At 61.6% G+C, this 25,750-nt stretch carries 28 protein-coding genes; 19 read left to right on the forward strand and 9 right to left on the reverse strand.

The window, feature by feature from the left end:
- Positions 1–29: 29 nt before the first annotated feature.
- On the reverse strand, positions 30–1,418 hold the full coding sequence (locus GJR99_RS02855) for a sensor histidine kinase (RefSeq protein ID WP_151109164.1): 1,389 nt from the start codon (positions 1,416–1,418) through the stop codon (positions 30–32).
- Between the two features lie 185 nt (positions 1,419–1,603).
- Between GJR99_RS02855 and GJR99_RS02860 the strand changes: the two genes are divergently transcribed.
- Positions 1,604–2,011, forward strand: coding sequence for a hypothetical protein (locus tag GJR99_RS02860; RefSeq protein WP_151109165.1), 408 nt, complete (start codon positions 1,604–1,606; stop codon positions 2,009–2,011).
- Positions 2,012–2,048: 37 nt separating this feature from the next.
- Here GJR99_RS02860 and arcD read toward each other — a convergent pair whose 3' ends face one another.
- The gene (arcD, locus tag GJR99_RS02865; protein WP_151109166.1) at positions 2,049–3,503 is read right to left on the reverse strand and encodes an arginine/ornithine antiporter ArcD; all 1,455 of its coding nucleotides are present in this window, start codon (positions 3,501–3,503) and stop codon (positions 2,049–2,051) included.
- A gap of 201 nt (positions 3,504–3,704) precedes the next feature.
- On the opposite strand from arcD, the gene GJR99_RS02870 reads away from it, so the two are divergent.
- From GJR99_RS02870 to GJR99_RS02910, 9 genes are all read left to right on the forward strand, one after another.
- Positions 3,705–5,501 carry a vWA domain-containing protein gene (locus tag GJR99_RS02870; RefSeq protein WP_151109167.1) on the forward strand — a complete coding sequence of 599 codons (1,797 nt, stop codon included), beginning with the start codon at positions 3,705–3,707 and terminating at the stop codon, positions 5,499–5,501.
- Complete coding sequence (locus GJR99_RS02875) at positions 5,501–7,876, forward strand: vWA domain-containing protein (protein WP_151109168.1); 2,376 nt, start codon at positions 5,501–5,503, stop codon at positions 7,874–7,876. The genes GJR99_RS02870 and GJR99_RS02875 overlap by 1 nt, the downstream gene beginning before the upstream one ends.
- Complete coding sequence (locus GJR99_RS02880) at positions 7,873–8,514, forward strand: chromosome partitioning protein (RefSeq protein WP_151109169.1); 642 nt, start codon at positions 7,873–7,875, stop codon at positions 8,512–8,514. Before GJR99_RS02875 ends, GJR99_RS02880 begins: the two co-directional genes overlap by 4 nt.
- Positions 8,504–9,403, forward strand: coding sequence for a DUF7502 family protein (locus tag GJR99_RS02885; RefSeq protein ID WP_191967058.1), 900 nt, complete (start codon positions 8,504–8,506; stop codon positions 9,401–9,403). The genes GJR99_RS02880 and GJR99_RS02885 overlap by 11 nt, the downstream gene beginning before the upstream one ends.
- Positions 9,404–9,440: 37 nt before the next feature.
- The gene (locus GJR99_RS02890; protein WP_151113822.1) at positions 9,441–10,415 is read left to right on the forward strand and encodes an AAA family ATPase; all 975 of its coding nucleotides are present in this window, start codon (positions 9,441–9,443) and stop codon (positions 10,413–10,415) included.
- Positions 10,412–11,302 carry a DUF58 domain-containing protein gene (locus tag GJR99_RS02895; RefSeq protein WP_151109170.1) on the forward strand — a complete coding sequence of 297 codons (891 nt, stop codon included), beginning with the start codon at positions 10,412–10,414 and terminating at the stop codon, positions 11,300–11,302. The genes GJR99_RS02890 and GJR99_RS02895 overlap by 4 nt, the downstream gene beginning before the upstream one ends.
- A 78-nt stretch (positions 11,303–11,380) precedes the next feature.
- Entirely contained in the window at positions 11,381–12,619 is a 1,239-nt protein-coding gene (locus tag GJR99_RS02900; protein WP_151109171.1) for an MFS transporter, read from the forward strand.
- 195 nt (positions 12,620–12,814) lie between these two features.
- On the forward strand, positions 12,815–13,258 hold the full coding sequence (locus GJR99_RS02905; protein WP_151109172.1) for an ester cyclase: 444 nt from the start codon (positions 12,815–12,817) through the stop codon (positions 13,256–13,258).
- A 145-nt stretch (positions 13,259–13,403) separates the two neighbouring features.
- Positions 13,404–13,847 carry an ester cyclase gene (locus GJR99_RS02910; RefSeq protein ID WP_151109173.1) on the forward strand — a complete coding sequence of 148 codons (444 nt, stop codon included), beginning with the start codon at positions 13,404–13,406 and terminating at the stop codon, positions 13,845–13,847.
- 46 nt (positions 13,848–13,893) lie between these two features.
- On the opposite strand, the gene GJR99_RS02915 is transcribed toward GJR99_RS02910, so the two are convergent.
- Positions 13,894–14,091, reverse strand: a complete 198-nt coding sequence (locus tag GJR99_RS02915; protein ID WP_151109174.1) for a DUF7501 family protein — start codon at positions 14,089–14,091, stop codon at positions 13,894–13,896.
- 173 nt (positions 14,092–14,264) lie between these two features.
- Between GJR99_RS02915 and GJR99_RS02920 the strand changes: the two genes are divergently transcribed.
- Together GJR99_RS02920 and GJR99_RS02925 are read left to right on the forward strand one after the other, a co-directional pair.
- Positions 14,265–14,690 (forward strand): EamA family transporter, encoded by a 426-nt coding sequence (locus GJR99_RS02920; RefSeq protein ID WP_151109175.1) that lies wholly within the window; start codon positions 14,265–14,267, stop codon positions 14,688–14,690.
- Between the two features lie 80 nt (positions 14,691–14,770).
- On the forward strand, positions 14,771–15,334 hold the full coding sequence (locus tag GJR99_RS02925; RefSeq protein WP_151109176.1) for a thioredoxin family protein: 564 nt from the start codon (positions 14,771–14,773) through the stop codon (positions 15,332–15,334).
- 24 nt (positions 15,335–15,358) lie between these two features.
- Here GJR99_RS02925 and GJR99_RS02930 read toward each other — a convergent pair whose 3' ends face one another.
- Entirely contained in the window at positions 15,359–15,787 is a 429-nt protein-coding gene (locus GJR99_RS02930) for an RNA-binding protein (RefSeq protein WP_151109177.1), read from the reverse strand.
- A gap of 36 nt (positions 15,788–15,823) precedes the next feature.
- A complete protein-coding gene (locus GJR99_RS02935; protein WP_151109178.1) occupies positions 15,824–16,015 on the reverse strand; it encodes a DUF1918 domain-containing protein in 192 nt (63 codons plus the stop codon).
- 194 nt (positions 16,016–16,209) lie between these two features.
- Here GJR99_RS02935 and GJR99_RS02940 point away from each other — a divergent pair, with 194 nt between their 5' ends.
- On the forward strand, positions 16,210–16,779 hold the full coding sequence (locus GJR99_RS02940) for an NUDIX hydrolase (protein ID WP_151109179.1): 570 nt from the start codon (positions 16,210–16,212) through the stop codon (positions 16,777–16,779).
- 264 nt (positions 16,780–17,043) lie between these two features.
- On the opposite strand, the gene GJR99_RS02945 is transcribed toward GJR99_RS02940, so the two are convergent.
- A complete protein-coding gene (locus GJR99_RS02945) occupies positions 17,044–17,376 on the reverse strand; it encodes a 2Fe-2S iron-sulfur cluster-binding protein (protein WP_151109180.1) in 333 nt (110 codons plus the stop codon).
- Between the two features lie 108 nt (positions 17,377–17,484).
- On the opposite strand from GJR99_RS02945, the gene GJR99_RS02950 reads away from it, so the two are divergent.
- From GJR99_RS02950 to GJR99_RS02960, 3 genes are all read left to right on the forward strand, one after another.
- Positions 17,485–18,165, forward strand: coding sequence for a DsbA family protein (locus GJR99_RS02950; RefSeq protein ID WP_151109181.1), 681 nt, complete (start codon positions 17,485–17,487; stop codon positions 18,163–18,165).
- Positions 18,166–18,299: 134 nt separating this feature from the next.
- Positions 18,300–18,869: a TlpA family protein disulfide reductase gene (locus tag GJR99_RS02955; RefSeq protein WP_151109182.1), complete on the forward strand. Its 570-nt coding sequence runs from the start codon at positions 18,300–18,302 to the stop codon at positions 18,867–18,869.
- The gene (locus GJR99_RS02960) at positions 18,869–19,537 is read left to right on the forward strand and encodes a cytochrome c biogenesis CcdA family protein (protein WP_151109183.1); all 669 of its coding nucleotides are present in this window, start codon (positions 18,869–18,871) and stop codon (positions 19,535–19,537) included. The genes GJR99_RS02955 and GJR99_RS02960 overlap by 1 nt, the downstream gene beginning before the upstream one ends.
- Positions 19,538–19,561: 24 nt before the next feature.
- Here the strand turns inward: GJR99_RS02960 and GJR99_RS02965 are convergent, their stop codons facing one another.
- The gene (locus GJR99_RS02965; RefSeq protein ID WP_151109184.1) at positions 19,562–20,860 is read right to left on the reverse strand and encodes a DUF7405 family protein; all 1,299 of its coding nucleotides are present in this window, start codon (positions 20,858–20,860) and stop codon (positions 19,562–19,564) included.
- Between the two features lie 142 nt (positions 20,861–21,002).
- On the opposite strand from GJR99_RS02965, the gene GJR99_RS02970 reads away from it, so the two are divergent.
- Positions 21,003–21,668, forward strand: a complete 666-nt coding sequence (locus tag GJR99_RS02970) for an SCO family protein (RefSeq protein ID WP_151109185.1) — start codon at positions 21,003–21,005, stop codon at positions 21,666–21,668.
- A gap of 97 nt (positions 21,669–21,765) precedes the next feature.
- Positions 21,766–22,965, forward strand: coding sequence for an MFS transporter (locus GJR99_RS02975; protein WP_151109186.1), 1,200 nt, complete (start codon positions 21,766–21,768; stop codon positions 22,963–22,965).
- On the opposite strand, the gene GJR99_RS02980 is transcribed toward GJR99_RS02975, so the two are convergent.
- Positions 22,941–23,438, reverse strand: coding sequence for a hypothetical protein (locus GJR99_RS02980; protein WP_151109187.1), 498 nt, complete (start codon positions 23,436–23,438; stop codon positions 22,941–22,943). The genes GJR99_RS02975 and GJR99_RS02980 overlap by 25 nt on opposite strands.
- A 36-nt stretch (positions 23,439–23,474) precedes the next feature.
- Entirely contained in the window at positions 23,475–24,449 is a 975-nt protein-coding gene (locus GJR99_RS02985; RefSeq protein WP_151109188.1) for an aldo/keto reductase, read from the reverse strand.
- A gap of 173 nt (positions 24,450–24,622) precedes the next feature.
- Between GJR99_RS02985 and GJR99_RS02990 the strand changes: the two genes are divergently transcribed.
- Positions 24,623–25,738: a bactofilin family protein gene (locus GJR99_RS02990; RefSeq protein WP_151109189.1), complete on the forward strand. Its 1,116-nt coding sequence runs from the start codon at positions 24,623–24,625 to the stop codon at positions 25,736–25,738.
- Positions 25,739–25,750 lie beyond the last annotated feature (12 nt).

The raw sequence follows: 25,750 nt of genomic DNA on the forward strand, positions 1-25,750 counted from the left end.
GATAGCCAGAATCGTGGCTGTCGGATAGTTTAGAATCGTGGGAGTTGGATGGTCACGACGTTTCCAGATGGGTCGTTCTCGTCGAACGAGAGGACGCCGTCCGACTGTCGGACGATGAGATTGACGAGCCACAGCCCCAACCCACTCCCGTGGTAGAGTGGTTCTATCTCTTCTTCCCACGAGAGGACCCGTCGCTCCATCTCTGGAATCGGGTCGCCGTCGTCGACCACCTGAATCGAGGCAGTCGTTTCGTCGAGTTCGACCCGCACGGCTACCGAGACGCTCTCACGAGACGAGTGAACGACCGCATTGTCGACGAGTTCCTCGAGGGCGGTGTGGAGCGCTCGCGTCGAGACGGCACGACAACTCGGCGGGCACTCGGCGGTAATCTGCGCCTCGGGATGTCGCCGTTCCGCTCTCGACACCACAGACTCGACGACTGAGACGACGTCGAGGTGTTTCTTCTTCGGTGGTGACGAGAGAAACGACGTGATTTCCCTCCACTTGGAGGCCGTCTGGAGCAGTTTCTGACTCGTCTGGAGTATCTTCCCCGCTTCGAATCCGTTGGGTTCTCCCTCGGCTGTCTCTGCGAACCCCTGTATCACGTTCAAATCGTTGCGCAGATTGTGCCGCAAAACTCGGTCGATGACCTTCATCTGCGTGAGTCTATCTTCTCGGTCGGAGATGTCTCGAATCAGCCCCACGACCCCGTTGGACTCGCCGTCTTCGTCGATGCGTTCGAAGATGGTCGCGGCAGCGGGGAACTCCTGTCCAGATTTCTTTTTGAGTTGTACCGTGGTGGACGCGTCGGTATCGTCACCGGCACCGTCGAGGGCGTAATCGACGAAGTCGAACTCCATCTCGTCGGCGTAGATGTGGTCGACGGAGGTGCCCGTTATCTCAGCTAACTCGTAGCCAAAGAGGTCGGTGAACGCCGAGTTACAGTTGACGATTCGCTGGTCGTCGTCCACGACGAGTATCGCGTCCTGGATACTCTCGAACAGCGAGTGATACCGGCGTTTTTGCTCACGGATTTTCCGCTCTCGGAGTTTGTTCTCGGTGACGTCGTTGACGACGCCGATACCCGAAAGCGGCGTGCCGTCTTCGTCGAATTCGAGTTCGGCCTTCTCGCGGACCCATCTCGTCTCACCGTCCACCACGATTCTGTGTTCGATGTCGTACGGGTTTCCGTCGAGTGCGGCAGCCCACTCTGTTTCGACGTACTCGCGGTCTTCGGGGTGAACGAGCGACAGGAACTGTTCGTACGTGACGGTCTCACCCCGCGGGATGCCGAAAATCCGGTAACACTCGTCCGACCAGTCGAGTTCGCCCTCTGCAAGGTCGAGATGCCAACTCCCCACGTTTGCAATCTCCTGGGCTTGGGCGAAGTGCATCTCCCGTTCACGAGTACTGTCCATGGGTCGATAGTGACGCTGTTACTATCCACTCCCGAGAGTCCACTAATAGTAGTTTTCGGGGCGAGACTCTCTTTTGATAATTTTCGCCGAACTATTTTGGGGTGGTGTCCACGAAGAGACCGGTTCACTCCACTCGTATCGGACGTTCAAAACAGTATTGTACGTCCCCGGTGCAGGCTTTTGAAATGACGTCGTGGAAACAGTTCGTCGCGTTCTTCCTGTTCGGGTCGCTCGTACTCACCGGTATCGCGCTGTTCGTCGTCCACGTCGATTACGACTACCACTACACGTACGAACGGGAAGTAGCCGAGTTCCCGCGAGACGTGCTCACGATGAAGTACGACGAACTCGACCCTGCGAACCGACGCGTCGTCGACGAGGCCATGGAGACGGGTGGCGTCGTGATGCAAGACGGGAGTTCGATACCCGACGAAGGAATCGAACGGGACGGGCACAACTATCTCTTTTCTGCCTACCGGTCGTTCGACTGGACCGACCCAGGGACGTTCGCCCCGACGGTGCTCGGACTGTTCGGTGGTGTCGGCGTCCTCGCGACTATTCGGTCGGATATGAAGAACTCGGTCGTCCCGTGACGCGACGAAACCTCGTCTAAGAAACGGTGTCGCCGGGTCAGTCGTCTGCCGGACTCGCCGACGAACCGCCCGCGTCCGTCGCGTTCCCAGCGAATCCAACGCCAGCGAGGACGAAGACGAACAAGACGAGTGGCGAGAGGTAGCCGAACAGGTAGTATGGTGCGTACGAGAGCGTCGCCACACCGAGGACGCCGGACATGTACGCGCCGCCGGCGTGCCACGGGAAGAGTGCGCCAGTCGGCGTCCCTGCCGACTCGATAGCCGACGAGAGGTCGGAACTGTCGAGACCGAACTCGTCGTAGGTGTTCCGGAGCGTCATGCCCGGAACGACGATGCTCATGTACTGCTGTGCGGTGAGTGCGTTGGTCAGGATTGCCGAGACTCCCGTCGCGGCGACGAGCGACCCGGTACTCTCGACACCCCGTTCGAGTCGGTGTGCGAGGACGGCGAGGACGCCCGTCTGTTCGAGCAGGCCGCCGAGCGTCAGCGCCGCGACGACGATGGCGATGGTCCACGCGGACCCAGAGACGCCACCGGCGGCGAGCAGACTGTTGACGAGTTCTGACCCGGTCTCCGGACTCGTCCCGCGCATGAACACCTGCCACGCGGTAACGAACGACGCACCCTGGACGAGGATGCTCGTGAGGGCACCTGCGAAGGCGCCTGCGAGGAGGACGTTGAGTGCGGGATAGCCAGCGGCGGCGAGGCCGAACGTGACCGCAAGCGGGAGGAACGCCAGCAGCGTGATGTTGTACGTCGAAGCGAGTGCGGTCTGAATCTCGGAGATTTGACCGGCGGGAATCGCGCCAGAGAACCCGAGGCTCAGGACGACGAACCCGACGAGCGAGAGACCGAAGGCGACGAGTGTACTGTTGCGCATCGCGCGGATGTGGTCGTAGAGGTCGGTGTTCGTCACCGCTGCGGCGAGGTTCGTCGTGTCCGAGAGCGGTGATTGCTTGTCACCGGCGTACGCACCCGTGAGGATGGCACCAGCGGTCATCGGTGCCGGGACACCGAGGCCAGACCCGATACCGATGAAGGCGACACCGAGTGTCCCGACGGCAGTCCACGACGACCCGATTGCGAACGTGGTGACGCCGACGAGGAGAGCCGTCGCCGGGAGGAAAATCTCGGGCGTGAGTAGGTCGAGTCCGAAGTACATCAACGTCGGAATCGTCCCTGCAGAGACCCACGTCGCGACGACGCCGTAGATGATAAACAGGATGAGAAGTGCCTGCAGTCCCATCGACAGACTCCGTTCGATACCGTCGTAGAGGTCACCCCACGTGTAGCCCCAGACGTAGCGACCGAGGAGTCCGACGAGCGCGATACTCCAGATGAGCGGAATGTGTGGGTCGAGTTTCAACAGTGCCGACCCGATACCGAGGAACGCGACGAGTCCGACGACCGGAACGAGCGCCTCGACGAAACTCGGGCGCTGTTCCGGAGAGAGGTCCTCGAACGACCGTGGCGTGTATCTATCAGTTCCCATCGTATCCGGAAAGATAACTTTGGAGCATAAAATATTGACGTATTATGATTCAAGTGTATTGTTATGCATTGTCGTATTCGTGGTTGACAAGAATATGCTCGAAAGTAATTTTATTGGCGGTGTTCGAGACAGAACCACTGACTATCACGTGAAAATGTCAATCAGAGAAACATCCATACTCGTAGGCGACAACAGTTCAGCATGGTCCTCGAAGAGTTCTTCTTGTCTTCCCTCGGCCTCCTGGGCCTCCTGGGTGTAGTCCCACTCATCATCCTCTATCTGTTGCGCCCAGAACCGGCCCGCCGGACGCTTCCCACGTATCAGTTCCTCATAGAGACTGCCGGACGAAACGCGTCGAACCCGCTCTTCGACCGACTCCTCCGCAGTTTTCTCCTCTTCATCCAACTGCTCGCAATCGTCGCTCTCGTCGGGTCGCTCGCGACGCCATACGTCCTCGTCCCGGAGTCTGAGACGGTCAGTGAGACCGTGTTAGTCGTCGATACCAGCGCGAGCATGGGTGTCCGCGACAACGGTGGAACGCGATTTGACAGCGCATTGACTGCTGCACGTGGCGAAGTGACCGACACCACGTCGGTCGTCGCCGCCGGCGCGAGTGCCGACGTCGTCCTCACACGCGGGAGTAGTACAGACGCGCAACTGGCCCTCGAAAGACTCCGCCTGACTGCGACGCCCGGCGACCTCCGTGCGGCAGTGACGACGGCTACAGCCATCGCAGGAGAGAACGCACGCATCGTCGTCCTCAGTGACTTCGCGGACGATTCACCGTGGGCAGACGCAGTTCGTGAAGCCCGCGCGAGAGGGCTCATCGTCGAACTCCAGCAGTTCGCCGGTGGTGGTACTGGTAACGTCGGCATCGTCGACCGCAGTTTCTCCGGAACGAACGTCACTGTCACCGTGAAAAACTACGGCGACACCACAGCGACACGGCGGGTCCAACTGGTCGGGAGCACTCGAGTACTCCAACTTGGCCCAGGAGACGTGGCGACGGCGACGTTGCCAGTGCCTCCAGGTGGGGGGCGCGTCTCGTTGACGACCGAAGACGCATTCCCGACCGACGATACGCTATACGTCGCCGCACCAGAAGACGAATCGATAGACGTACTGGTCTTGACGAACGACGAGAACCGGTTCCTCACGTCGGCGTTGTCGGTCATCCCCGAGGTGTCGCTGACGGTGGACAACCCTCCGACGACCATCCCCGATACGTACGACGTCATCGTCTACAGTAACGTCAATCCAGACCGCCTGCTCGCGAGTAATCTCGATGCCGGAACCGACCTTCTCCAAGACGGCGGTGGCGTGGCGATTCAGGCCCAAGAAGACGGGCCAGAGTACGGGTCGCTCCTCCTCGTCTCCCAAGAGCGAATCGATACCACGCCGACGGTTCGGTCGATAGAAGACCACGACATCACCCGCGGGATAACGTTCCCCCCACCGACCGAGTACGTCGTCGGTGACCTCGAAGACGGAACGTCGCTCGTGACACTGAACGATGGGACGTCGCTCCTCGCCATTTCAGAGCGTGAGCAGGGCCGACTCGTCTACTACGGCTACATCGAAGAGCAGTCGGCGTTCAAATACAACTACCAGTACCCGGTGTTCTGGAAGCGAACCGTCTTCTATCTCGCCGGGCGCTCGACGCTCGCCGAACTGAACCGAGAGACAGGTGACTCACTCTCGGTCGGTCCCAACCAGACTGTCGAGACTCCCACTGGGAGTGTATCCGGTCCGGAAGTTCGTCTCGCCGACACCGGATTCTACGTCGTCGACGGCCAGCGGTACGCCGCGTCACTCCTCAGCGAGTCCGAATCCGACGTCGTCGCCCCACCGTTGTCCGGCGAGAACGTACCGGCAGAGTTCCCCACGCGGGTCGAAGAACGACTCGTGCCCGATTCGTTGACCGAGTGGGCAGTCCTCGTCGCACTCGGTATCACGTTCGTGGAACTCGGCTACCTGCGGCGACGAGGTGACCTCTGATGACACCACTCGTGTGGACGACCGAATTTGGCGACGTCACCGTCGGTCTGGCGCGACCAGTGTTCCTCCTCGTCGCTCCGGCGGCCGCCATCCTCCTGTGGACGATTATCTTCCGTGGTGCGACGGGAACTGCAGGAACCCGGTCGCGGCGGCTCTTGCTCGCGTCGCGGCTGTTCGTCGTCCTCCTGTTGGTCGTCGCCGCTGCGGGGCCGTACACGATAATGACGCGACAGACAGACGGCGACCCACGGGTGACACTCCTCGTCGACGACTCTGACAGCATGGCCGTCTCGTCGTCCGTCGCGTCGAGACTCGCGAGCGACATCGAAGACGAAGGAGTTCCGGTGGTCGTCTCCACCGTCGCCCGAGGCGACGAGTCTGCACTCGGAGAGGCACTCGCGGCGAACTTACGGCCCGACGGGACGGTCGTCATCGTCTCCGATGGGCAGGTGACACGGGGGCGGTCGCTCACCTCTGCGGCCACGTTAGCCCGCGACCTGAACGCGACGGTGAGCGCCGTTCCACCGACGGCGACGGATACCGAACAGTACGTCTCTATCAGCGGCCCGGCGAAGACGAGTGCAGGCGTCGAAAACGCGTTCCTCGCACAGGTCGATGGCGTCTCTCGAGACGGGTCGACGACGGTCGAGATGGTTCTCGAAATCGACGGCGAAGAGGTCTCTCGGGAGACGTTCCAGTCGCCAGGGAGAGTCGAGTTCACCAAGACGTTCGAAGAGACCGGTGTCCACCGAATCACGGCCCGTATCGACACCGACGACGAGTTCGACCGGAACAACGTCTTCCACAAGACGGTCCGCGTCGTCGACCCACCGAAAGTCCTGTACGTCTCACGTGGGACCTACCCGTTCCGGGCGTATCTTTCGGAGTTGTACGACGTCGACACCGCAGACCGCGTTCCAACCGACCTCTCGCGGTATCACGCCGTCGTCCTTCAGGATATGGACGTAGACGACGTTGGAAACGTCGACGCACTCCAGCGGTTCGTCATCGACGGCGGTGGCCTGCTCGTCGTCGGTGGTCGAAACTCGTTCGAAAACGGAGATTACGACGGGTCGAGTCTCGCCTCGATGCTCCCCGTCACGACCGGGGAAGGTGCGTCACAGACGACGAATCTCGTCTTCGCTATCGACGTCTCCGGGAGCGCCGAAAGCGGGATGCGCGTCCAAAAGAGCGTCGCCCTCGACGCCCTCGACCAACTCGGTGACGAAAACCAGGTGGGCATCGTCGGGTTCAACTACCTCGCATACGAGGTCGCGCCACTCCGGGCAGTCGGTCCGAACCGCGAGTCGACCGCCGACCTCATTCGCCGACTCGAATCCGGTGGGGCGACCGACATCGCCGTTGGACTCAGAGGTGCGGCACAGCAACTCGGGGACCGCCAAGGGACGGTCATCCTCATCAGCGACGGGCACGACCGGTTCGAAGACGCGGCCTCTGTTGCGAACCAACTCGGTCGCAATGGTGTTCGCGTCATCACGATTGGGACCGGCCCCAACCCGAACGAAGAGACGCTTCGCGCAATCGCCCGCGCGTCCGGCGGGAACTACCTCCGGGCGGACGAGACCAATCGCCTGCGGATTCTCTTCGGCGGGGCGAACCGCCAGTACGCTGGCGACGGCCTGACCATCGTCAACCAGAACGACTTCGTCACCGCCGGCGTCGAGTTGACCTCCAACCCCGGAAACGTCAACGACGTCGCCATCAGGCGCGGCGCGAACTTCCTCGTCGCGGCAGACGATGGGACGCCTGCGGTCGCCACGTGGCGCTATGGGCTTGGGCGGGTGGCGACGATTACGTCCTACGGCGGCGACGGGTCGCTCGATGGCCTCCTCGTCCGTCCTGACTCGTTGCTACTGACGAAATCGACGAACTACGTCATCGGTGACCCCGAACGAAAAGCGTCGGGGGTGACCGACGTACGCGACACTCGTGTCGGGTCGCCTGTGACCGTCGTCTACCGCGGCGAGAGTCGGCCTGCCGAGACGGACAACCTCTCGTTCTCTGCGGTCGGACCCGGCGTCTACGAAGCGACGGTCGTACCGACAGAACAGGGGTACAGTGACGTTCTCGACACCTCGTTCGCGGTTAACTACCCAACCGAATACGGTGGCTTCGGAACCTCGACAGACCTCGAGGCGGCCGTCTCAGACACCGGTGGGCGTCTGTACGGTCCGAACGATGCCGCCGAAATAGCCACGTCTGCACGCGACAATGCATCTGGTGTGAAGCCAGTTCGAGACGAGTGGGGGATGTATTTCGTCCTCGGTGCCTTCCTCGTCTACTTCGGAGAGGTGGTTCTCCGGCGAGTTCAAGTGTATCGGGGACGAACTCAAAGTGAAGGTGGTTTGATATGAGTTCCCTCGGTCGGTCCCTGAATATCGGTCTCGTCGCCATCGTCGTCCTCCTCACCGCTGGAACCGTCGGTGCGACGATGTTCTACCAGTACTCCGTCGACTCGCTCGACGACCAGAACGAGCAGTTGCGCGAGCAAAACGAGGCGCTGGAGTCCGACCTTTCCCAGACCAGACAGGAACTGTCGTCGGCCAACACCGAACTGTCCGAACTGAACACCACACTCGAACGAACACAGGGTGACGTCTCACAGGTCTCTGCGGACCTCGAAGCGACCGAGGCGAGACTTGAGGCCACCCAGACAGAGCTGGCGGATACTCGGACCAGACTCGTCGAGACGGAGACGCAACTCCGCCAATCTCGGAGTCGCATCGACGCCCTCGTCGCCGACCTCAACGACCGGGCGTTGATACAGGCACGTCTCGAAGAAGAACTGGAAGACCTCGAAGCGATAAACGAGGAACTCGACGACGTGAACTCCGACCTCGAAGTACAGATCAATAACCTCGAAACCGATATCAACACGCTGGAAGACGAAGTCGATGACCTCAGACGCGACGTAAACAGACTCGAATCCGACCTTCGAGCAGCGTGTTCGGCAATCGAAGGCGACAAACCCCCCGCATGTGATGGCATCTAACACCACCTCCCCCAGAAGCGCCGATACCGTCCGTACAGCGACTGAGGACGAGCGTCACGGCGAGATGGCCGCTGCCGTCACCGAGGTTCGGCGCGAAGTCCAGAAAGCAGCACTCGTGCCCAGCGTCGTAGACGGTGCAGTCGTGACGCTTTTGCTGAACGTGGCGTTGCGAATCGTCGACTTGCCGTTCCCCGAAATGATTCCCCTCTCTCGCCTCCCTGGCGTGGATGCCGTCGGAACGTTTCACGTGGCAATTCCGGTTGCACTCGTGGTCGGTATCGTCGTCGCTGTCGTCGAATACTCACTCCGCATGGAGGAGTCGCCAATCGACCAGTTCGAGCGTGTGAACCCGTCTGTGGCCGAAGCGCTTCGAACCGCACGCGACGCAGTCGAGGCCGACCGCACCTCGAAGATGGCGGTCGCGCTCTACGACGACGTTCTCGCGCGATTGAAGTCGACGTCGTCCGTGGAGTTGCTCCCGACACGGCGCGTCTTCGTGACGCTGTTTCTCGCGCTGTTGCTCTCTGTCGCGAGCATACAGGTCGCGATTACAGACCTCCAAATCGACGTTCTCAACGGAAACGGGTCGAACGGGAACGCCGATTTCGACGATTCAGACCAGATGACGGAACTGCAAAACGGGAGCGCAATCCTCGGCGACCCAGAGGACGTTACCGCCGGGTCAGAGGAGTTGAACGCGACACTCTCGGGGGTTTCGGGCGGTGGTGACGAACCGAGTTCGTCCGCCGACGCCTACGACTCCAGTGGGTTCGCCGGCGACCCAGGCGTCGAAAGCCAACGCGCCGGTTACCTCGCCGACGAGACCCTCGAAGAGGCCGAACTGATTCGTGACTACACGCTCAAGATACGTGACCAAGACGATGACTGATAAACACACCTGGAACCCCGGAGACGACGCCGACTCGATGCTATCGACCGACCCCGAATCAGAAGAGTTCGACCTCTCTGACCTGCGTATCGAAGACCTCCAAGAGAGCGTCTCGGCAGTTCGAGACGAGGTCGGAAAACGCATCATCGGACAGGACGACGTGGTCGAACGACTCCTCGTCTGTGTTCTCTGTGACGGAAACGCACTCCTCGAATCGAACCCTGGTCTCGGGAAGACGACACTCGTTCGCACCCTCGCGGCAGCGACCGACCTGCAGTTTTCACGCATTCAGAACACGCCCGACTTGATGCCATCCGACATCACCGGGACCGAGATTATCCGTGAGACGACCGACGGCCGTGAGTTCGTCTTCGAACGCGGGCCAATCTTCGCGAACGTCGTCCTCGCGGACGAAATCAATCGGGCGACGCCGAAGACCCAGTCGGCGCTTCTCGAAGCGATGCAAGAAAAGCAGGTCACTGCCGCCGGGCAAACCTACACGCTTCCGAAACCGTTCTTCGTCCTCGCGACGCAGAACCCAATCGACCAGGGTGGCACGTACCCGCTTCCGGAGGCACAGACCGACCGCTTCCTGATGAAAATCGTCGTGGACTACCCGTCGTTCGAAGACGAACGGACCATCGTCAAGAAGTACGCCGAAGGCGAGAAAGTCCCGGACGTCGAGCGTGTCCTCTCTCACGAACACCTGTTGGCGGCACAGCAACTCGTCCGGCAAGTCCCCATCGCAGACGACATCCGCGACGGCGTCATCGAACTGGTCCGTCGGACGCGCGAAGACGAAGCCATCGAGTTCGGTGCCAGTCCCCGAGCGAGCATGGCGCTCGTCCTCGCAGCGAAGGCGCGCGCGTTCGTCCACGGTCGCACACACGTCTCGTGGGAAGACGTGACCGAGATGGCCGCCCCGGTCATTCGCCACCGCATCATCCTCGACTTCCGGGCGGAACGAGAGGGACTCACACCCGACGACGTCGTCGCACGACTCCTCGAATGATAGACCCCGAGTTTCTCGACGAACTCGACCGGTTCGACACCTCGTTGAAGCGTGCGTCGAACGCTCCGGTCGAAGGCGACCAACAGTCCCAAGACGTGGGTGAGGGACTCACCTTCAGTGACTACCGGCGATACGTCCCCGGCGACGACCCGAGACTCATCGACTGGCGCGTCTTCGCCCGGACGGAAGAACTGTTCATCAAGCGGTTCGAAGCAGAGCGAAACCTGACAGTCCACGTCCTCCTCGACGCGACGGCGTCGATGGACTTCGGCGCAGACGAACAGAACAAATTCGAGTACGGTGCCAAACTCGGACTGGGCTTTTGTCACCTGACCGCCGAAGACCACAACGACTTCAAATTCTCACTCGTCGACGAGGAGACGACTCGAATCGACATCGACACCTCGACACAGGGAGAGGTCCTCCGACTCGTAGACTACCTCAACGAGACGACACCGTCCGGTGACGGTGACTTCAAAGCGGCACTCGAATCGTACGCCGACACGATTCACTCGCGGTCGCTCGTCTTGGTCATCAGCGACTTGCTGTTCGACCCCGACGAGATTGCCGACGGACTCGGTGCGCTCGCTCGCAACGACGTCCTCGTCGCCCAGGTGTTGACACCCGAAGAACTCGGGCCGTCGACGACGGGAGACGCCATCTTCGAAGACCCCGAGTCCGACGCGACTCGACGGACGTACTTCGGAGGGACCGCCGCAAGGCGGTACGACGAGCGACTCCGGAACCACCTCGACGCTATCGACGACCGATGTCGCATCCTCGATGTCGAGCGAGAACTCGTGAACACCGGCGACGACTTCTTCGACTCGTTCGCGACGCTGTGGCTGGGAGCGCGCCTCGGTGGGGAACGTCGCGGCCGGCGGTAACTGTCGAGTGCTGGCACCGAGACGGTGTGACTCGCCGCGGACGGCGTGCTTTTCACGGTTGACTCAGAGTACTCAGTCGTGACGGAGACGCAGGAACGTCGGGTCGTGGGCCTGGTCGCCGGGTCCCACGTCGTCAATCACGCATACCTGGTCGCGCTCGCGCCAGTCATCGGCGCAGTCGCCGCAGAGTTCGACGTGAGCATCGCTGCAGTCGGTCTGGCTATCGGCGTTCAGGGGGCCGTCGTGACGCTCCTGCAACTCCCATTTGGCTACCTCTCGGATACGAGGAGTCGGACGGCCGTCCTCACTATCTCGCTCGTCGTCGGGACGCTCGGAATCGCCGCGACGGCCGTGGCCCCCTCGTACTACTGGCTTCTTGCCTCTCAGGCGCTTCTCGGCGTCGGAATCGCAGGCCACCATCCTGCACACTATCCACTCCTCGCGACGGCGTCTTCGGAGACGAACCGCGGCCGCGCCTACTCACTGCACGCGCTCGGTGGGTCGCTCGGGTTTGCCGTCCCGTACGCCATCGCCGCCGGACTCGGGGTGCTTGGCCTCGACTGGCGTTGGGTCGTCGGTATCGTCGCCGTTCTCGGGGCGGGGTTCGCAGTCGTCGCACTCCCGACCGCTCGTGGATTCCCGTCGGCAATCGCCAAACCAAAAGAATCAGACCGGCCGACGACTCGACCATCGCTCACAGGCATCCGCCGCGGTGCTCTCGAACTCGTCCGCGCGTCCGGGTTGATGGGCCTCGCAGTTCTCTCGTTTCTCACGTCGGCCGCGGCGTGGTGCATCAGAACGTACACCCCACAACTACTCACCAATGGCTACGGTCTCACGCCGGGAACAGCCAACCTCCTCGTTTCGGGCATGCTCGTGACGGGTGCCGGAACCATCCTCCTCGGAGGGTCGCTCACCGACCGAATCGGCCCCGGAGACGTCGCACTCGGTGGATACGCGGCGCTCGCCGGTGTTGCCACGCTTCTTGCCAGTGGGTCGCTCCCGCTCGCACTGCTCGTCTTGGTGCTCCCGTTCAGTGGGACCATCAGCGTCTCTCGACCGGCACGCTCGACGCTCGCAGACCGTCTCTCTGAACGGAGTGACCTCGGAAAGAACTTCGCCGTCGTCACCATCGGTATCTCACTCGGCGGTGCCATCGCCCCACCTGCGTTCGGTGCGCTCATCGACCTCGCGAGCGTTCAGGTGGCGTTCGGTGTCGTCGCCATCCTCGGCGTCGTCTCGCTCGGACTCACGCAGTGGCTTCTCGCGCGAGTCGATGGGTCGGCACGGAACCCGAAGGCGACGGCAGGGGACTGACGGTGAACCGGCGACCGAGCACAGTGAGATTGTCCAGGAATACCCCGCCGACGTTTCCCCGTGTGTTTGTGCACCCCCACACCGTGATAGTCACTGACTGCTATCCCGTGGCTACTTATCTCCTCCACCGACATTCTTGACAAAAATAAAACATAACTAAGCCGCTCTCTCCCGTTCTCTCTAGTGGTGGTCGAGATGGCGACAATAACCGAAAGAGAACAACAGAACCGAGAGGCAGCGATTCGAATCGCAGAGAGACTGTGGAACAAGAGAGAGTACGAACTCGTCGACGAGGAGTACGACCCACTCGTCGAGATGCACACGTTCTCCGACCCAGATATCGTCGGGACGAAAGCAGTAAAAGAGTTCGTCCAACGGTACCACGAAGCGTTCTCTGACTTCCACGTGGAACTGTTCGACGTTCAGGCAGTCGACGACCGCGTCTTCGCACGGTATCGTATGACCGGGACCCACGACGGGCCGCTCGAGAGCCCGCAAGGTGACGTGCCACCAACCCACCGAAAGATGGACATGTGGGGCCTCGTCGAAGCCCGCTACGAAGGAGGGCTCTGTGTGGAAGAGTGGAACGCGACTGACCAGATGACGCTGATGCACCAGCTCGGACTCGCACCCGAGTGAGCGACTCTTTTTCGGTGCTCGCGTCGTGGGTCTCGTGATTCACGTAACCGGTCGACGAGCGGGTGTTCAATTCGTCGGGGACGTTCTTGACTGCAAGAATCGATAACTAAGCCATCGTCCCGCCTACGTCTCAGTGGTGAGAAAGATGGCCGCAACGACTGACCAAGAACGACAGAATAGAGACTCGTGCATCCGAATTGCAGACGAACTGTGGAACAAGCGGAACTACGAAATCGTCGACGAAGAGTACGACCCACTCGTCGAAATCCACGCGAACGCCATCGAAGAGACCGTCGGAACGCAGGCAGTCAAAGACTGGGCGCGAATGCCTCACGACGCGTTCTCCGACTTCCACGTCGAACTGTTCGACGTGACGGCGAAAGACGAGTTCGTCTTCGGGCGATACCACATGACTGGAACCCACGATGGAACGATGCGGGCAACTGTCGGAGACATCCCGGCGACACACCGGAAAATCGATATGTGGGGCCTCGTGGAGATGCGGTTCGACGGTGGCCTCGTCGTCGAAGAGTGGAACACCACGGACGGCGTGGAGATGCTGGCGCAACTCGGCGTTACTCCCGAGTGAGTACGTCTCTTTTTGAAAAATCAGTCGTCGGACGTGGAGGTCAGACTCAGCCAGACCACTCGCCGCCAACGTCGTCGGCAACGGCGTCACGCCACATGCCGAAGCCTTGCCGACAGATTGGACTCTCGTCGATGTGGTCGATGAAGCCAGCACCTTCACTCGCTAACTCGGCGAGGCAAAACGGACACCGGGTCGGGTCGTCCCACGTGTGTGCGATGACCGAGGGGGATACTTCCTGGGACATGTCTATCTATATGCGGCAATACTTGATAAAGATATGTCCCGAGACAGATTGTTTGGATATACAATTTGGTAAACAGCGTATTTGAATGCGTGCGTCCAATACGCGGCCGCTCGCGGTATCGAACCGTAACCCTATACACAGTACGTACCGGGTACTGGAATGGTGACCTATCTGTGAACTATATCTCGTGGGCCGTCGTCGCGCTCGGTGCATACTCCCTCGTCGCACCGTTGATGAAGATCGCGACGACCGGGCAGGGGAAGATTCCGAGTGACGTGGCCGCGCTCATCGCAAACAGTATTCTCGTCGTTGCGACACTCGGGGTCATCCTCGTCTCTGGACAGAGCGTCTCTGACTCTGTCGTCAGTTCGAAACTCCCGTACGTCCTCTTCGCCGGCGTCTGTCTGGCAGTCGGTATCCTCTCGTACTACCGAGCGTTGGCACTCGGCCCCGTCTCTATCGTCGCACCAATCTTCGGGATGTTTCTGGCTATCTCGTCGCTCGTCGGCATCGTCGCACTCGGGGAGCCGGTCACGGTTCGAAAGGTAGCCGGTATCGGGTTTGCAGTGCTCGCCGTCTTCCTCGTCTCTGTCGAATAACTCCCGTCGCGTGCCGCGGCGGATGGCGAATGGATTCCGCGGGCCAACGGCTTTTGTCTCTCGCGGGCCAACACCGACGCATGGTACTACTCGAATCCGACTCTGAACTCGAAACTGGTGACGAAGCCCCCGATTTCGAGCTTCCGGGAACCGACGGCGAAACCTACTCACTGGAGTCGTTCGCGGAGTACGACGCCCTTCTCGTCGTGTTCACGTGTAACCACTGTCCGTACGCGAAGGCGAAGTTCGACGAACTGAACTATCTCGCGGCGTCGTACGACGACCTGGCCGTCGTCGGCATCAACCCGAACGACGCCGAGTCCTATCCCGACGACTCGTTCGACCGGATGAAAGAACTCGTCTCCGATGGGACCATCCAGTACACGGCGTATCTGTACGACGAGTCGCAAGAAGTCGCGGCGGAGTACGGTGCAGTCTGTACGCCGGACCCGTTCCTCTTCGAGAACACTGGCGACGGGTTCGAACTCGTGTTCCACTCTCGCATCGACGACGCGATGAGTCCCGACGACGACGTGTCGGCCTACGAGATGCGCGAGGTAGTCGACGCACTCCTCGCTGGTGAGGAGATTCCACTCGAGGAGTATCCCTCTCAGGGCTGTTCTATCAAGTGGAAAGACGAGTAACGCTGGCGTCCGGGTCGACGCTGCTTACTCGTCGCCAAGAAGTGCTTCTCGGGCGTTCTTCACGGCCGCCTCTTTCTTCGCAGGATAGGCTTCGACCTTCGCCCGAAGCGTGATTCCGCCACCACGACGCGCTTCGCCTTTGAACGCCGCCTGTTTGTCGAGTCGCAAGAAGAACTCGGTGTTATCGGTGACTCGGTCGTCGAGTTCGTCGAGGAGGCCCTCGAAGTCGGGGAGTTCCCGAATCTTCGAGAGGATGTGCCGAACGTCGTCGGCGCGCTCGGCACGCGCCGAGAAGACGACGATGCGGTCGCCGTGGTGGCCGGTACTCTCTATTCGGTCTACCTCGAAGTCGTCGGGGAGGAAGGTCCGAAGCGCCTCCTCGACCCGCTTTTCGTCTTCTGTCTCGTAACAGAACGTTCGAAGGTCGATGTAGTGAAACGGAACGCGTGGCATTGTGAGGGTCTTCTCGGAGGCGGCGGTGTCGTCGAGTTACTCTTCGTCTTCTTCGACAGCTTCGAGCTGGTCTTCGGCGATGCCGACTTCCTGGCCTTCGTCGAAGCTGATGGTGTAGGTCGGTTCACCGAACATGCTCTCGATGACCTGCGTGACCGTTCCGGTCTCGCCGTCGAACTCACTGTGCTGGTCGTGCAGGACGACTTTGTCGTCTTTCTCGAAGCTCATAGCCACAGGTTCCGCGCGGCCGAATAAAAGGGCGATGGTTGGCCGCGACGCCGAAATCACTGACCGATACCTGCGCGTAGAGGCTTGTGAACCAGTACCGTCCCGACGCAGTGTCGAAGCCGATTAGTGGCGGTGCGTCTAACTCCCACTATGCCGAGGCGTCCGCGTGCAAACCGACCGGCCGACGGAATTCGATGACGGTCGATAACTTGTGGTTTCTTGCTGACCAGGCACGACAGCGGGCCGAACAGACGTATCACCGCCTTCAGCGGACGCACACTGACTTCCTCGAACCGGTCCACACCCGACACGTCTCTCGGGAGCGGTTCAGAACGTTGGCGTCGCGCGTGAAATCGACCGGGACGCCGTACGGCGCGCACACCGTCGTCCGCCGCGACGACGACGAAATCCTCCTCGTTCGGCACGAAGGCGTCGACCTGTGGGTCTTGCCCGGCGGCGGTGTCGACGAAGGCGAGACCTTTCGGGATGCCGCCCGCAGAGAACTCGACGAGGAAGCAGGAATCACCGCGACGTACGACGGTCTCGCGATGGCGACCAAGGTCGAACTTCGGTGCGACGGCCACCGGACGTGGGGAGTCATGCCGATTTACCAGGCTCACGCTGACGACGATTCGACTCCCGTCGCCGACGACCCGGACGGTGAAGTGTCCGCAGCGCGGTGGTTCTCTGTCGACGACATCCCCGACGACACTCGTGACCGAGCGGACCTTTTCGCGTGGTTCGACTCCGTCGCAGACGAGTAACTCAGAGTCTGTCTACGTTGCAGACGAGTAACTCAGAGTCTGTCTACGTTGCAGACGAGTAACTCAGAGTCTGTCTACGTTGCAGACGAGTAACTCAGAGTCTGTCTACGTTGCAGACGAGTAACTCAGAGTCTGTCTACGTTGCAGACGAGTAACTCAGAGCCTGTCTACGTTGCAGACGAGTGACTCAGAGCCTGTCTACGTCGTAGACGGGTAGCTCAAAGTACGTCTCCATGCCTACCGGCGGTGCCGTCGTGTACCGACTCAGTCCGCTGGTTCTTCGCCGACGTGTTGGCCCCAAAACCCCGGATACTTCTTCACGGTGAGGTCGCCCAACACGAGCGTCTGACACGCCAATCGGAGCTTCGAATCCGGGTCGTGCGGCGGTAATCGCAGACGCACCCGTTCTTTTCTCGTCCGGTAGGTTACCGGCCCTTCGACCCAGACAGCGCAGGTTCCACACGACCCGCCACCGCGACAGTTGAACCACGTCGAGTGTCCGTTGTGAGGAGACTCACCGGCCGCTCGGAGCACGTCACGGAGGACCGCTCCTCGCTCACAGTATATCTCACGGCCGCGGTAGTGGACGGTTGGCACGCTTCAGAGGACGCACCGCGCCTCTTAAGTCGTATTGTTCTGCGTGGGACGGAAACCTATCCACCGGTCCCCGGTGAGTCTAAGTACGACACATCCCTCCGTCAACGTATGCGACAGACTCGACGCGCGTATCTCGCCTCCACAGTAGGTGCGTTGACGCTCGGAACCGCAGGTTGTCTCGGCGGTTCTGACGGCGGCAGCGACGGTACCGTCGAAGACCTCGGCTGTAATGTCCCCGAACGTGAACCAGTCGATTCCCTCCCGTCCCCGGCGATTGGCCCCGAAGACGCCACTGTCGTCGTCGATGGGTGGGAAGACTTCGCGTGCCCCCACTGTGCGACGTTCAGCCTCGAAGTCCTCCCGAAACTCCAAACCGAGTACGTCGACGAAGGAATCGTCCGCTATCGACACCACGACTTCCCGCTCCCGGTCGACGAGTGGTGGTCCTGGCGGGGGGCGTCTGCCGCACGGCAGGTACAGGACGAAGCAGACGACGAGACGTTCTTCCAGTTCTCGAAGACGCTCTACGAGAACCAGTCTACGTTCCGTCGCGGTGACACAGACGAGAGACTCTCGACACTGCAAAGACTCGCAGACGACGCTGGACTCGACGGCTGTTCCATCGCTGCTGCCGCCTCTCGGGACCGCTTCCGGCCACTCCTCGAAGCAGAACGGACGAACGCGGCGGACGAACGCGGGTTCCGTGGCACGCCGACCATCCTCGTAAACGGCAACCAGGTCAACCCGACGTGGGACGCCCTCGAATCCACCATCGAAAACGTCCGGTGAACCGGATTCGACTCGTAAACCATCTCTCGCGCACGTTCGGCGCACGACACCAGCGCTTCTATAGGTCGAGATTCTCCTATCCATACGTATGAAACCGACGCGGCACTCTCCGGCGGCCTGTGAGGTGGTGAGTAGTGAATAGGCGCGACGCACTCGGTGTTCTCGCAGGCGCAGGCATAACCGGCCTCGCTGGCTGTCTCGGGAGCGATACGTCGGGGTCCAACAGCGACGTCACGACCACTGACACGACCGAGCAGTCTACTGAATCGTCCGATACGGGCGACCTCCCGCTCGTCGTCGAGACGCTCGACGCACAGGGGTCGTCTGCGGGCGAGACGCACATCCCGGTCGAGGGGACGCCGACCGTCCTCGACCTCTTTGCGACGTGGTGCGCCCCCTGTGTCGCGCAGATGGAGTCGCTCCGGACCCTCCACGAGGAGTTCGGTGCCGACGTCGCCTTCGTCTCCGTGACGAACGAGCGACTCGGTGGCGGCCTCACGATGGACGACATCCGTGGCTGGTGGACAGAACACGATGGAAACTGGACCGTCGGCCACGACCCAGAGAGCAGTTTGATGCGTGCAGTCCGGGCGGGCGGGCTCCCCTATCTCGTCGTCTTCGACGCCGATGGAGAAGTGACGTGGACCCATCGCGGACTCGCGAGCGAAGCGAACCTTCGTGAGGCCATCGAGGCCGTTCGCTGATGCTCGGCCTCGACCCTGCCTTCGCCGGAACACTGGCGTTCGCTATCAGCGCAGGCGTCGCCACGTTCTTCGCACCCTGCGCGTACCCACTCCTTCCGGGTTACGTCGGGTACTATCTCTCCCGTGACGAGGCCGACCTCGGAGGGGCAGTCACCCGTGGCAGTGTCGCCTCTCTCGCCGCACTCGTCGTCCTCGCGGCTACCGGTCTCGCCCTCGCACTCGTCGGCGGGCGAATCGCCTCGCAACTCACTCTCCTCGAACCAATCGTCGGCGCTGCACTCGTCGTCTTCGGCCTCCTCATGTTCTCTGGGCGAGCACCGAGTCTGCACGTCGTCCTCCCCGAATATCGGTCTTCGGTGACTGGGTTCGGTATCTTCGGCGCAGTGTACGGCCTCGCTGCTGCAGGGTGCGTCGTTCCAATCTTCCTCGGCGTCGTCGCGCAGTCGTTAGCACTCCCGGCGGCACAGGCCGCTGTCTCACTCGGTGCGTACGCCGCCGCGGCGGCCCTTCCACTCGCGCTCGTGACGGTGCTTGCCGCCCTCGGTGGTGACCGAATCCGGTCGCTGTCAGGCTACGTCGGGTCGGTGCAGAAAGTCGCCGCCGTCGTGATGATTCTCGCCGGATTCTGGCAGATTTGGCTGGCGCTGTCGTTCATTGGGTACGTCTGAACTCGGAAGTCTCGATTTCTCCCGTTACTCGTCCAGAATCGGTACCTCACCGGTCGGCGTCGGCAACGCTCGAATCCGACGCGGTGGGACGAGGAAGTTACCGCGGTGTTTGACGAAGAGATACTCCAGAATCCCGTTGCTCACCCGCTGGCGGATGGTCGGGATGTCGGTCAAGTCGGTGCCGTTCATCGCCTCGCGGACCGCTTCGAACTCCGAGATTCCGCGCTGGAGCGACGGGAAGTGCAGGCTAGCGATGCCGTCGTCGGCCGATTCGAAGTGCCGTCGAAGGAGTTTGACGTTTCCATCTTCGTCGCGGTTGGCACGGGCCGCCTTCTGTGCGTGGCCGACGTGTCCAAACTGCTCGGCGTCGTCTCGGATTCGGTCGACCATCGCGTCGATGCCGCTGTCGTCACCGAGATTCTCACCGATGCCTTCGACCAATCCCTGTTCGGCGTGTCCCGGCGAGAACAACTTCATGATGCGGTGGTACTGGTCTTCTTCTTCGTACCAGTCGGCGAGTCGCTGGCGGATGGTAGCGACGTGTTTCGTGGTCGCGCCGGCGAACGGCCCGTCGTCGATAGTGACGTACTCCTCGGTCGCCTGGTTCTTGGCGAACCCGGCTTTGAACCCCATGAACAGTGGTGATTCTTCTGGAACTGGATTCCCGTCCGGGATACCGTTGATATCCGATTGGTGCTCCGCTGGAAGGCCAGCACCGACGAATCCAGTTCGCCGTGAATCGACCGTGAACACGCCCGAAAGGTCGGAATCGACTTCGACGCCGTTCGCTTCGTCTCTCTCACCGAAGAGTGCCTGTTCGGCTTCGAGCACGACGTCCGCTCGGTCCGACGCGAGGTGGACGAGTGCGTCCTGTCGGTCGAAATCGGGCGTCTCGAACGGTGAGAGTGCTCGCGGTTCGGGCAGGTCGATGGAGTCCGGAAGCGGGTCGTCGAACCGCTGGAAGTAGCGCGGAGAGTACCCAATCGACCAGAGCAGTCCCTCGTGACTTCGCTCGTACGCCCTGTCGAGGACGCGGAACGCGGTTTCGACGGTCGAGCGGTCGGACTCCGTCGGTGGCCCCTCGCGGGTCAACTCGACGTAGAGAAGCACCTGATGGCGAGGCAGTTCGACGTTCCCGTACTCGTCGGTCTGGCAGGCGTCGTTCCACGCGTGCTGACTCGCCGGAAGCGAGTCGAAGTCGTCGGTTCCGGCCGGTACGGGTTCGTCTGGTGCGCTGTCGAGGCAGGCCGAGAGCGCCGCTGCTCCGCCCGTCGCGACGGCGGCTTTCAGAAACTCCCGGCGGGACGGAGACCCGTCGAACATACCTCGAGTTAGGACTTCTGCGGCAAGTCCGTTCTGATGTTCGTGCCGTGAGAGTGGTTCACCTCTCGAACCGAAATCGAACGGCTGGACGCACTGAGCGCACACCAAACGGCATTTTACCTTGTAACTGATAGAGTCGATGATGAAGCGACGAACCTATCTCCGCGCTGTCGGTTCGGGCGCGGCAGTCGGTCTCGCAGGGTGTCTCGGCGGCGGTAATCCAAACGTCTCGCTCTCCAAACCAGACCGCGAAAACGACGTTTCGAGTGAGGACCTCCCGTACCCTGCCTGGGGACAGCAAGTCCCCGACGTGACGCTCACCGACCCGCTCTACGGCACCGAGGTTGCGGTCCGCGATATCGACGAGCCACACTTCCACACGTTCTTCTTTACGAACTGTATGACCGTCTGTCCGGTCCTCATCAGTGCCCTCCGTGAGGTGCAGATTCACTCCATCACCGAAGGCTACGCAGACGACGTGTCGTTCTACCCCATCACGTTCGACCCCGCCCGCGACGACGCGGCGGCCTTCGAGAAGGAAGCAGACCAGATGAACGTCGATATGGACGCCGGCAACTGGCACTTCCTTCGAACCGAAGACGAGGCCGAAGCGAAATCCGTGGTCGAAGACCAGTTCGGCGTCTTCTTCCAGAAGAACGAACCGAACGAGGAGGGGAACTACATGTTCACCCACCTCGGCCTCGTGATGCTCGTCAACGGCGACGGCTACGTCGAGCGAACCTATCGTGGCAACCAACCGGACGAACAGACGCTCATCGACGACTTGACTGCCCTTCGAGAGGCCTAACGCCCCGTTACCGGACGCTCCACACTCGCCGGGTGTTCTCGAGTCTGGCGACCCCACAGAGATAGTGCTATTTCGACCGAGTTTCTACGTCCTGTATATGGATGCGACACGTCGTGAGCGAGTGACGCTCGCCCTCGCCGTCTGGGGCGTCCTCATCTCGCAGGTGTTACTCTACCCAGGCGTCGCTGACCTCGTCTCGGCACTCGGCGGCAGTGGCGACATCGCAGCGGGGATGCTGTTCCTCGTCGCGGAGTTCGCCGCCTTCGTCGCCTTCGCCAGCGTGTGGGGTGCCGCGTCGGACGCACTCGGCAGGCGGACCTCGCTCATCGTCCTCGGCGCACTCGGCGGCGCAGCGAGCTATCTGGTACTCGCCGTGCTTCCGACTCTCACCACGTCGTTTGGTGTCGCGCTCGTGGTCCGACTGTTCGGTGGCGCGATGACCATCGGTGCGTTCTCGCTGTCGATTACGATGCTCGCCGACCTCGCGGGTGGGAACGGCCGAAACATGGGTGCGGCGGGAATCGCCATCGGACTCGGTGCCGCCATCGGGTCTGTCGTTGGTGGCCGACTCTCGACGCTCGACCCACTCGCACCACTCTACGCTGCTGGGGCCGTCCTCGTCGGCGTCGCTATCCTCGTTGCTACAGTCCCAGACAGAGCGCCCGACACGGTTCGCGTGAGTATCTCGACGGTGCTCCGAAAGCTGGTCGCGCGACCGGTGTTCGGAATCCCCTACGCCTTCGGCTTTATCGACCGGATGACTGCCGGCTTCTTCGCGCTCGTCGGCGTCTTCTACTTCCGTGAGACGTTCGGTGTCGATGCTGCCACCGCGGGCGCAGTGCTCGCACTCTTTTTCGTCCCTTTCGCAGTCCTCCAGTACCCGTTCGGGTCGCTCTCTGACAGAATCGGGCGGTTCACCCCCGTCGTCGTCGGGTCGATAAGCTACGGAATCGCTATCGTCGCCGTCGGCCTCGCACCGACGCTCGAACTCGCGGCAGGATTGATGGTCGTCGTCGGCGTGTTCGGTGCGCTGGTTGCCCCGGCGACGATGGCGCTCGTGACCGACCTCGCACCTGCTGGAGAACGGGGTGCCGCACTCGGCGGGTTCAACGTGTTCGGAAGTCTCGGCTTTCTCACTGGATTCATCGTCGGTGGCGTCGTCGCCGACGTGGTTGGCTACCTACCGTCGTTCCTCGTCGTCGGATTCGCAGAGGTTGCAATCGCACTCGTCGCGCTCCGGGCGGTCAAACGTCTCGACTCGTCACGTGAGACTCAGACACCACTGAGTGCAGACTGAAGTTCGGCGTCGACGACCCGCCACATCCCCCGAAGACAGACGATGACCGCGAGGCCGACGCCCGCGAGGACGAACGCGAGAAAGAGGCCGACCGTCACGCCACCGCCACCTCGTGGGTTCGGAACGTCCTGTGCGTACTGTCCGAGGTGTATCGCGAGCGCGACGATACCAGCGACGAAGAAGGCGAACATCACTTCGAGCATCCGCCAGAACGACTCGATACTCAGGCCGCCGCGCCCGGTGACGAGACGGACGATTCGTCGCGACCCCGCCAGCAACGACGTGACGGTCAGAACCGAAATCGAGACCATCGCAATCGGAAGGCCGACATCTACGAGCGACCGCGATTCGACGAGCGGTGAGACGAGTGTCAACGCGACGCCGAGCAACGTCGCCGCCGCGAGGACCAACTCGAATCCGAGGACCGCCCGTTCGGGGTCGTCTCGGGCGACGGTGACGAGTCGGGAGTGCACGGTCGAATCTCTCTATCGGGCGTAAAGTGTGTTCCCCTATTCGTGACCGGAGACGCGGACTGGTTCGTAGGGCTCTTCGAGGTAGTCGATATCGGAGTCCGAGAGTTTGATATCGAGGGCTTCGACGGCGTCTTCGAGGTGTTCGATGCTCGTCGTTCCGACGATTGGTGCGTCGACCCAGTCTTTGTGCAGCACCCACGAGAGTGCGATTTGGGCCATCTTCACGCCCTTCTCGTCGGCCAGTTCTTGCACGCGCTCGTTTACTTCTCGCCCGCCGCCCTCGAAGTAGGGGTGGCCCATGGCGAGTTGGTCGGTCTCGCCACGTTTCGTCGCGTCGAACTCCTCGTGTGGGCGAGTGAGATAGCCACGGGCGAGCGGCGACCACGGGATGACGCCGACGTTCTGTTCGTCACAGAGCGGGAGCATCTCGCGTTCCTCCTCGCGGTAGAGCAGGTTGTAGTGGTTCTGCATGGTCGCAAAGCGGTCGAGACCGAGCGAATCCGCAGTGTGCTGTGCGTCGGCGAACTGGTGGGCCCACATCGACGACCCGCCGACGTATCGGGTCTTCCCCCGTCGAATCGCGTCGTCGAGGGCGCGCATCGTCGTCTCGATGGGTGTGTCGTAATCCCAGCGGTGAATCTGCAGCAAGTCGAGCGTGTCCATCCCGAGACGGCCGAGTGAGTTGTCGAGTTCCTGCTCGATTGCCTTCCGCGAGAGGCCACCCGAGTTCGGGTCGTCGTCGTCCATCTGGAAGTAGACTTTCGAGGCGACGACCATCTCGTCTCGGCGTCCCTCCAGTGCCTTCCCGAGGACGCGTTCGGACTCGCCGTCTGAGTACATGTTCGCCGTGTCGAAGAAGTTGATACCGAGGTCGATGGCGCGGTCCACCAGTTCGAGTCCTGCGTCTTCGTCTAAGACCCACTCGCGCCAGCCTGACGTGCCGAAACTCATGCACCCGAGGCAGATACGCGAGACTTCCATCCCCGTGTCACCAAGTGTCGTATACTCCATGGCGAAGCCCACACTGGGAGGAGGCAAAAAGGTGAACGAACCGGAAGGTTCGGTGTTCTCTGAATCGGTACGTTCCCGTAATCTGGCCGATTCTCCCTGTTAGAGACCTACTATGCCTGTTTATGCTCTCACGAGTTGTATCATAAATTTGAGGCAAAGCCTCGGTGATTCCGATGTTCAGTAGAACCAAACTCGTCGCCATCGTCCTCACAGTCCTCGTAATTGGGTCTGTCGCGGGCGTGGTGACTGCACAACAAGCCCCGCCGACTGGCGGTGCTATCGTCATCGGTGAAGGCGAGACCTACACCGGTGATTTAGAAGCGACCGGTGGCTCGGTCATCATCGCCGGGACGGTCGACGGCGACGTATCCGTTGCAGCAGGTAGCGTCGTCGTGACGGAAACCGGCGAGGTGACTGGAATGCTCGAAGGCGTCGCAGGGAGCGTGACTATCGGCGGGACCGTCGGTGGTGACGTGAACCTCGCCGCAGGTGCCATCCTCGTCCGCGACACCGCCACTATCGGCGGGACGATGGAGGCCGCAGGTGGGGAAGTCAGACTCGACGGAGCCGTCGTCGGTGACGTGAGAGTCGGAGCAGAGACGCTCATCGTCGGCCCCACCGCCCAAGTCGGCGGTGCGATGGAGTACGACGCAGCGTCGACGACTATCGACTCTGCCGCAACCATCGCTGGCGGTGCGACGCAAGTCGACGACCTCAACATCGTCGGCCCGCCCGTCTTTGGCGTCCCAGTTAGCCAGTTCGAAGGCCCGGTAATCCCCGCATGGGTGTTCACGGTCTACTGGCTCCTCGCCAACTTCGTAGTCGGCGCAATCATCGTCCTCGTCGCCCCCAACTTCGCTCGTCGCGTGACGGGTCTCGGGACGAAGAAAGCCGTTCGGAGTGGTGGCGTCGGACTGCTCCTCGTCTTCGCCATCCCAATCGTCTTGCTCGTCTTGCTCCTGACCATCATCGGCATCCCGCTGTCGTTCGCTGGCGGCGTTGGATTCCTCCTGGTGCTCTGGGTAGCGAGCATCTACGGTGCGCTCGTCCTCGGGACGTGGTTACTGTCGCTCGCGGACTACGAAAACCGCTGGGTGGCGCTGTTCGGTGGCCTGTTCATCCTAGCGCTCTTGGACTTCGTCCCACTCGGCGGCGTCATCGACTTCGTCGTCCTCCTCGTGGGGCTCGGCGCGTTCGCGCTGGCCCTGCGCGGTGAATCCGCTGACGAAGGCGACGAGAGCATGGCCGCTCCCGACGAAGGACCGCAAGAAGGCTCTCCGATGGCCTGACAGCGGTCAGAC

It is taken from the genome of Haloferax marinum (genome assembly GCF_009674625.1).
GTDB lineage: Archaea > Halobacteriota > Halobacteria > Halobacteriales > Haloferacaceae > Haloferax > Haloferax marinum.

Excerpts from the sequence above, each read along its gene's own strand:
- GJR99_RS02970 (WP_151109185.1), top strand. The coding sequence starts at position 21,003 with ATGAAGCGACGAACCTATCTCCGCGCTGTCGGTTCGGGCGCGGCAGTC.
- GJR99_RS02940 (WP_151109179.1), top strand. The coding sequence starts at position 16,210 with ATGACGGTCGATAACTTGTGGTTTCTTGCTGACCAGGCACGACAGCGG.
- GJR99_RS02880 (WP_151109169.1), top strand. The coding sequence starts at position 7,873 with ATGAGTTCCCTCGGTCGGTCCCTGAATATCGGTCTCGTCGCCATCGTC.
- GJR99_RS02985 (WP_151109188.1), bottom strand. The coding sequence starts at position 24,449 with ATGGAGTATACGACACTTGGTGACACGGGGATGGAAGTCTCGCGTATC.
- GJR99_RS02990 (WP_151109189.1), top strand. The coding sequence starts at position 24,623 with ATGTTCAGTAGAACCAAACTCGTCGCCATCGTCCTCACAGTCCTCGTA.
- GJR99_RS02895 (WP_151109170.1), top strand. The coding sequence starts at position 10,412 with ATGATAGACCCCGAGTTTCTCGACGAACTCGACCGGTTCGACACCTCG.
- GJR99_RS02870 (WP_151109167.1), top strand. The coding sequence starts at position 3,705 with ATGGTCCTCGAAGAGTTCTTCTTGTCTTCCCTCGGCCTCCTGGGCCTC.
- GJR99_RS02860 (WP_151109165.1), top strand. The coding sequence starts at position 1,604 with ATGACGTCGTGGAAACAGTTCGTCGCGTTCTTCCTGTTCGGGTCGCTC.
- GJR99_RS02930 (WP_151109177.1), bottom strand. The coding sequence starts at position 15,787 with ATGCCACGCGTTCCGTTTCACTACATCGACCTTCGAACGTTCTGTTAC.
- arcD (WP_151109166.1), bottom strand. The coding sequence starts at position 3,503 with ATGGGAACTGATAGATACACGCCACGGTCGTTCGAGGACCTCTCTCCG.
- GJR99_RS02950 (WP_151109181.1), top strand. The coding sequence starts at position 17,485 with ATGCGACAGACTCGACGCGCGTATCTCGCCTCCACAGTAGGTGCGTTG.
- GJR99_RS02960 (WP_151109183.1), top strand. The coding sequence starts at position 18,869 with ATGCTCGGCCTCGACCCTGCCTTCGCCGGAACACTGGCGTTCGCTATC.
- GJR99_RS02885 (WP_191967058.1), top strand. The coding sequence starts at position 8,504 with ATGGCATCTAACACCACCTCCCCCAGAAGCGCCGATACCGTCCGTACA.
- GJR99_RS02965 (WP_151109184.1), bottom strand. The coding sequence starts at position 20,860 with ATGTTCGACGGGTCTCCGTCCCGCCGGGAGTTTCTGAAAGCCGCCGTC.
- GJR99_RS02855 (WP_151109164.1), bottom strand. The coding sequence starts at position 1,418 with ATGGACAGTACTCGTGAACGGGAGATGCACTTCGCCCAAGCCCAGGAG.
- GJR99_RS02925 (WP_151109176.1), top strand. The coding sequence starts at position 14,771 with ATGGTACTACTCGAATCCGACTCTGAACTCGAAACTGGTGACGAAGCC.
- GJR99_RS02890 (WP_151113822.1), top strand. The coding sequence starts at position 9,441 with ATGCTATCGACCGACCCCGAATCAGAAGAGTTCGACCTCTCTGACCTG.
- GJR99_RS02975 (WP_151109186.1), top strand. The coding sequence starts at position 21,766 with ATGGATGCGACACGTCGTGAGCGAGTGACGCTCGCCCTCGCCGTCTGG.
- GJR99_RS02935 (WP_151109178.1), bottom strand. The coding sequence starts at position 16,015 with ATGAGCTTCGAGAAAGACGACAAAGTCGTCCTGCACGACCAGCACAGT.
- GJR99_RS02875 (WP_151109168.1), top strand. The coding sequence starts at position 5,501 with ATGACACCACTCGTGTGGACGACCGAATTTGGCGACGTCACCGTCGGT.
- GJR99_RS02910 (WP_151109173.1), top strand. The coding sequence starts at position 13,404 with ATGGCCGCAACGACTGACCAAGAACGACAGAATAGAGACTCGTGCATC.
- GJR99_RS02905 (WP_151109172.1), top strand. The coding sequence starts at position 12,815 with ATGGCGACAATAACCGAAAGAGAACAACAGAACCGAGAGGCAGCGATT.
- GJR99_RS02915 (WP_151109174.1), bottom strand. The coding sequence starts at position 14,091 with ATGTCCCAGGAAGTATCCCCCTCGGTCATCGCACACACGTGGGACGAC.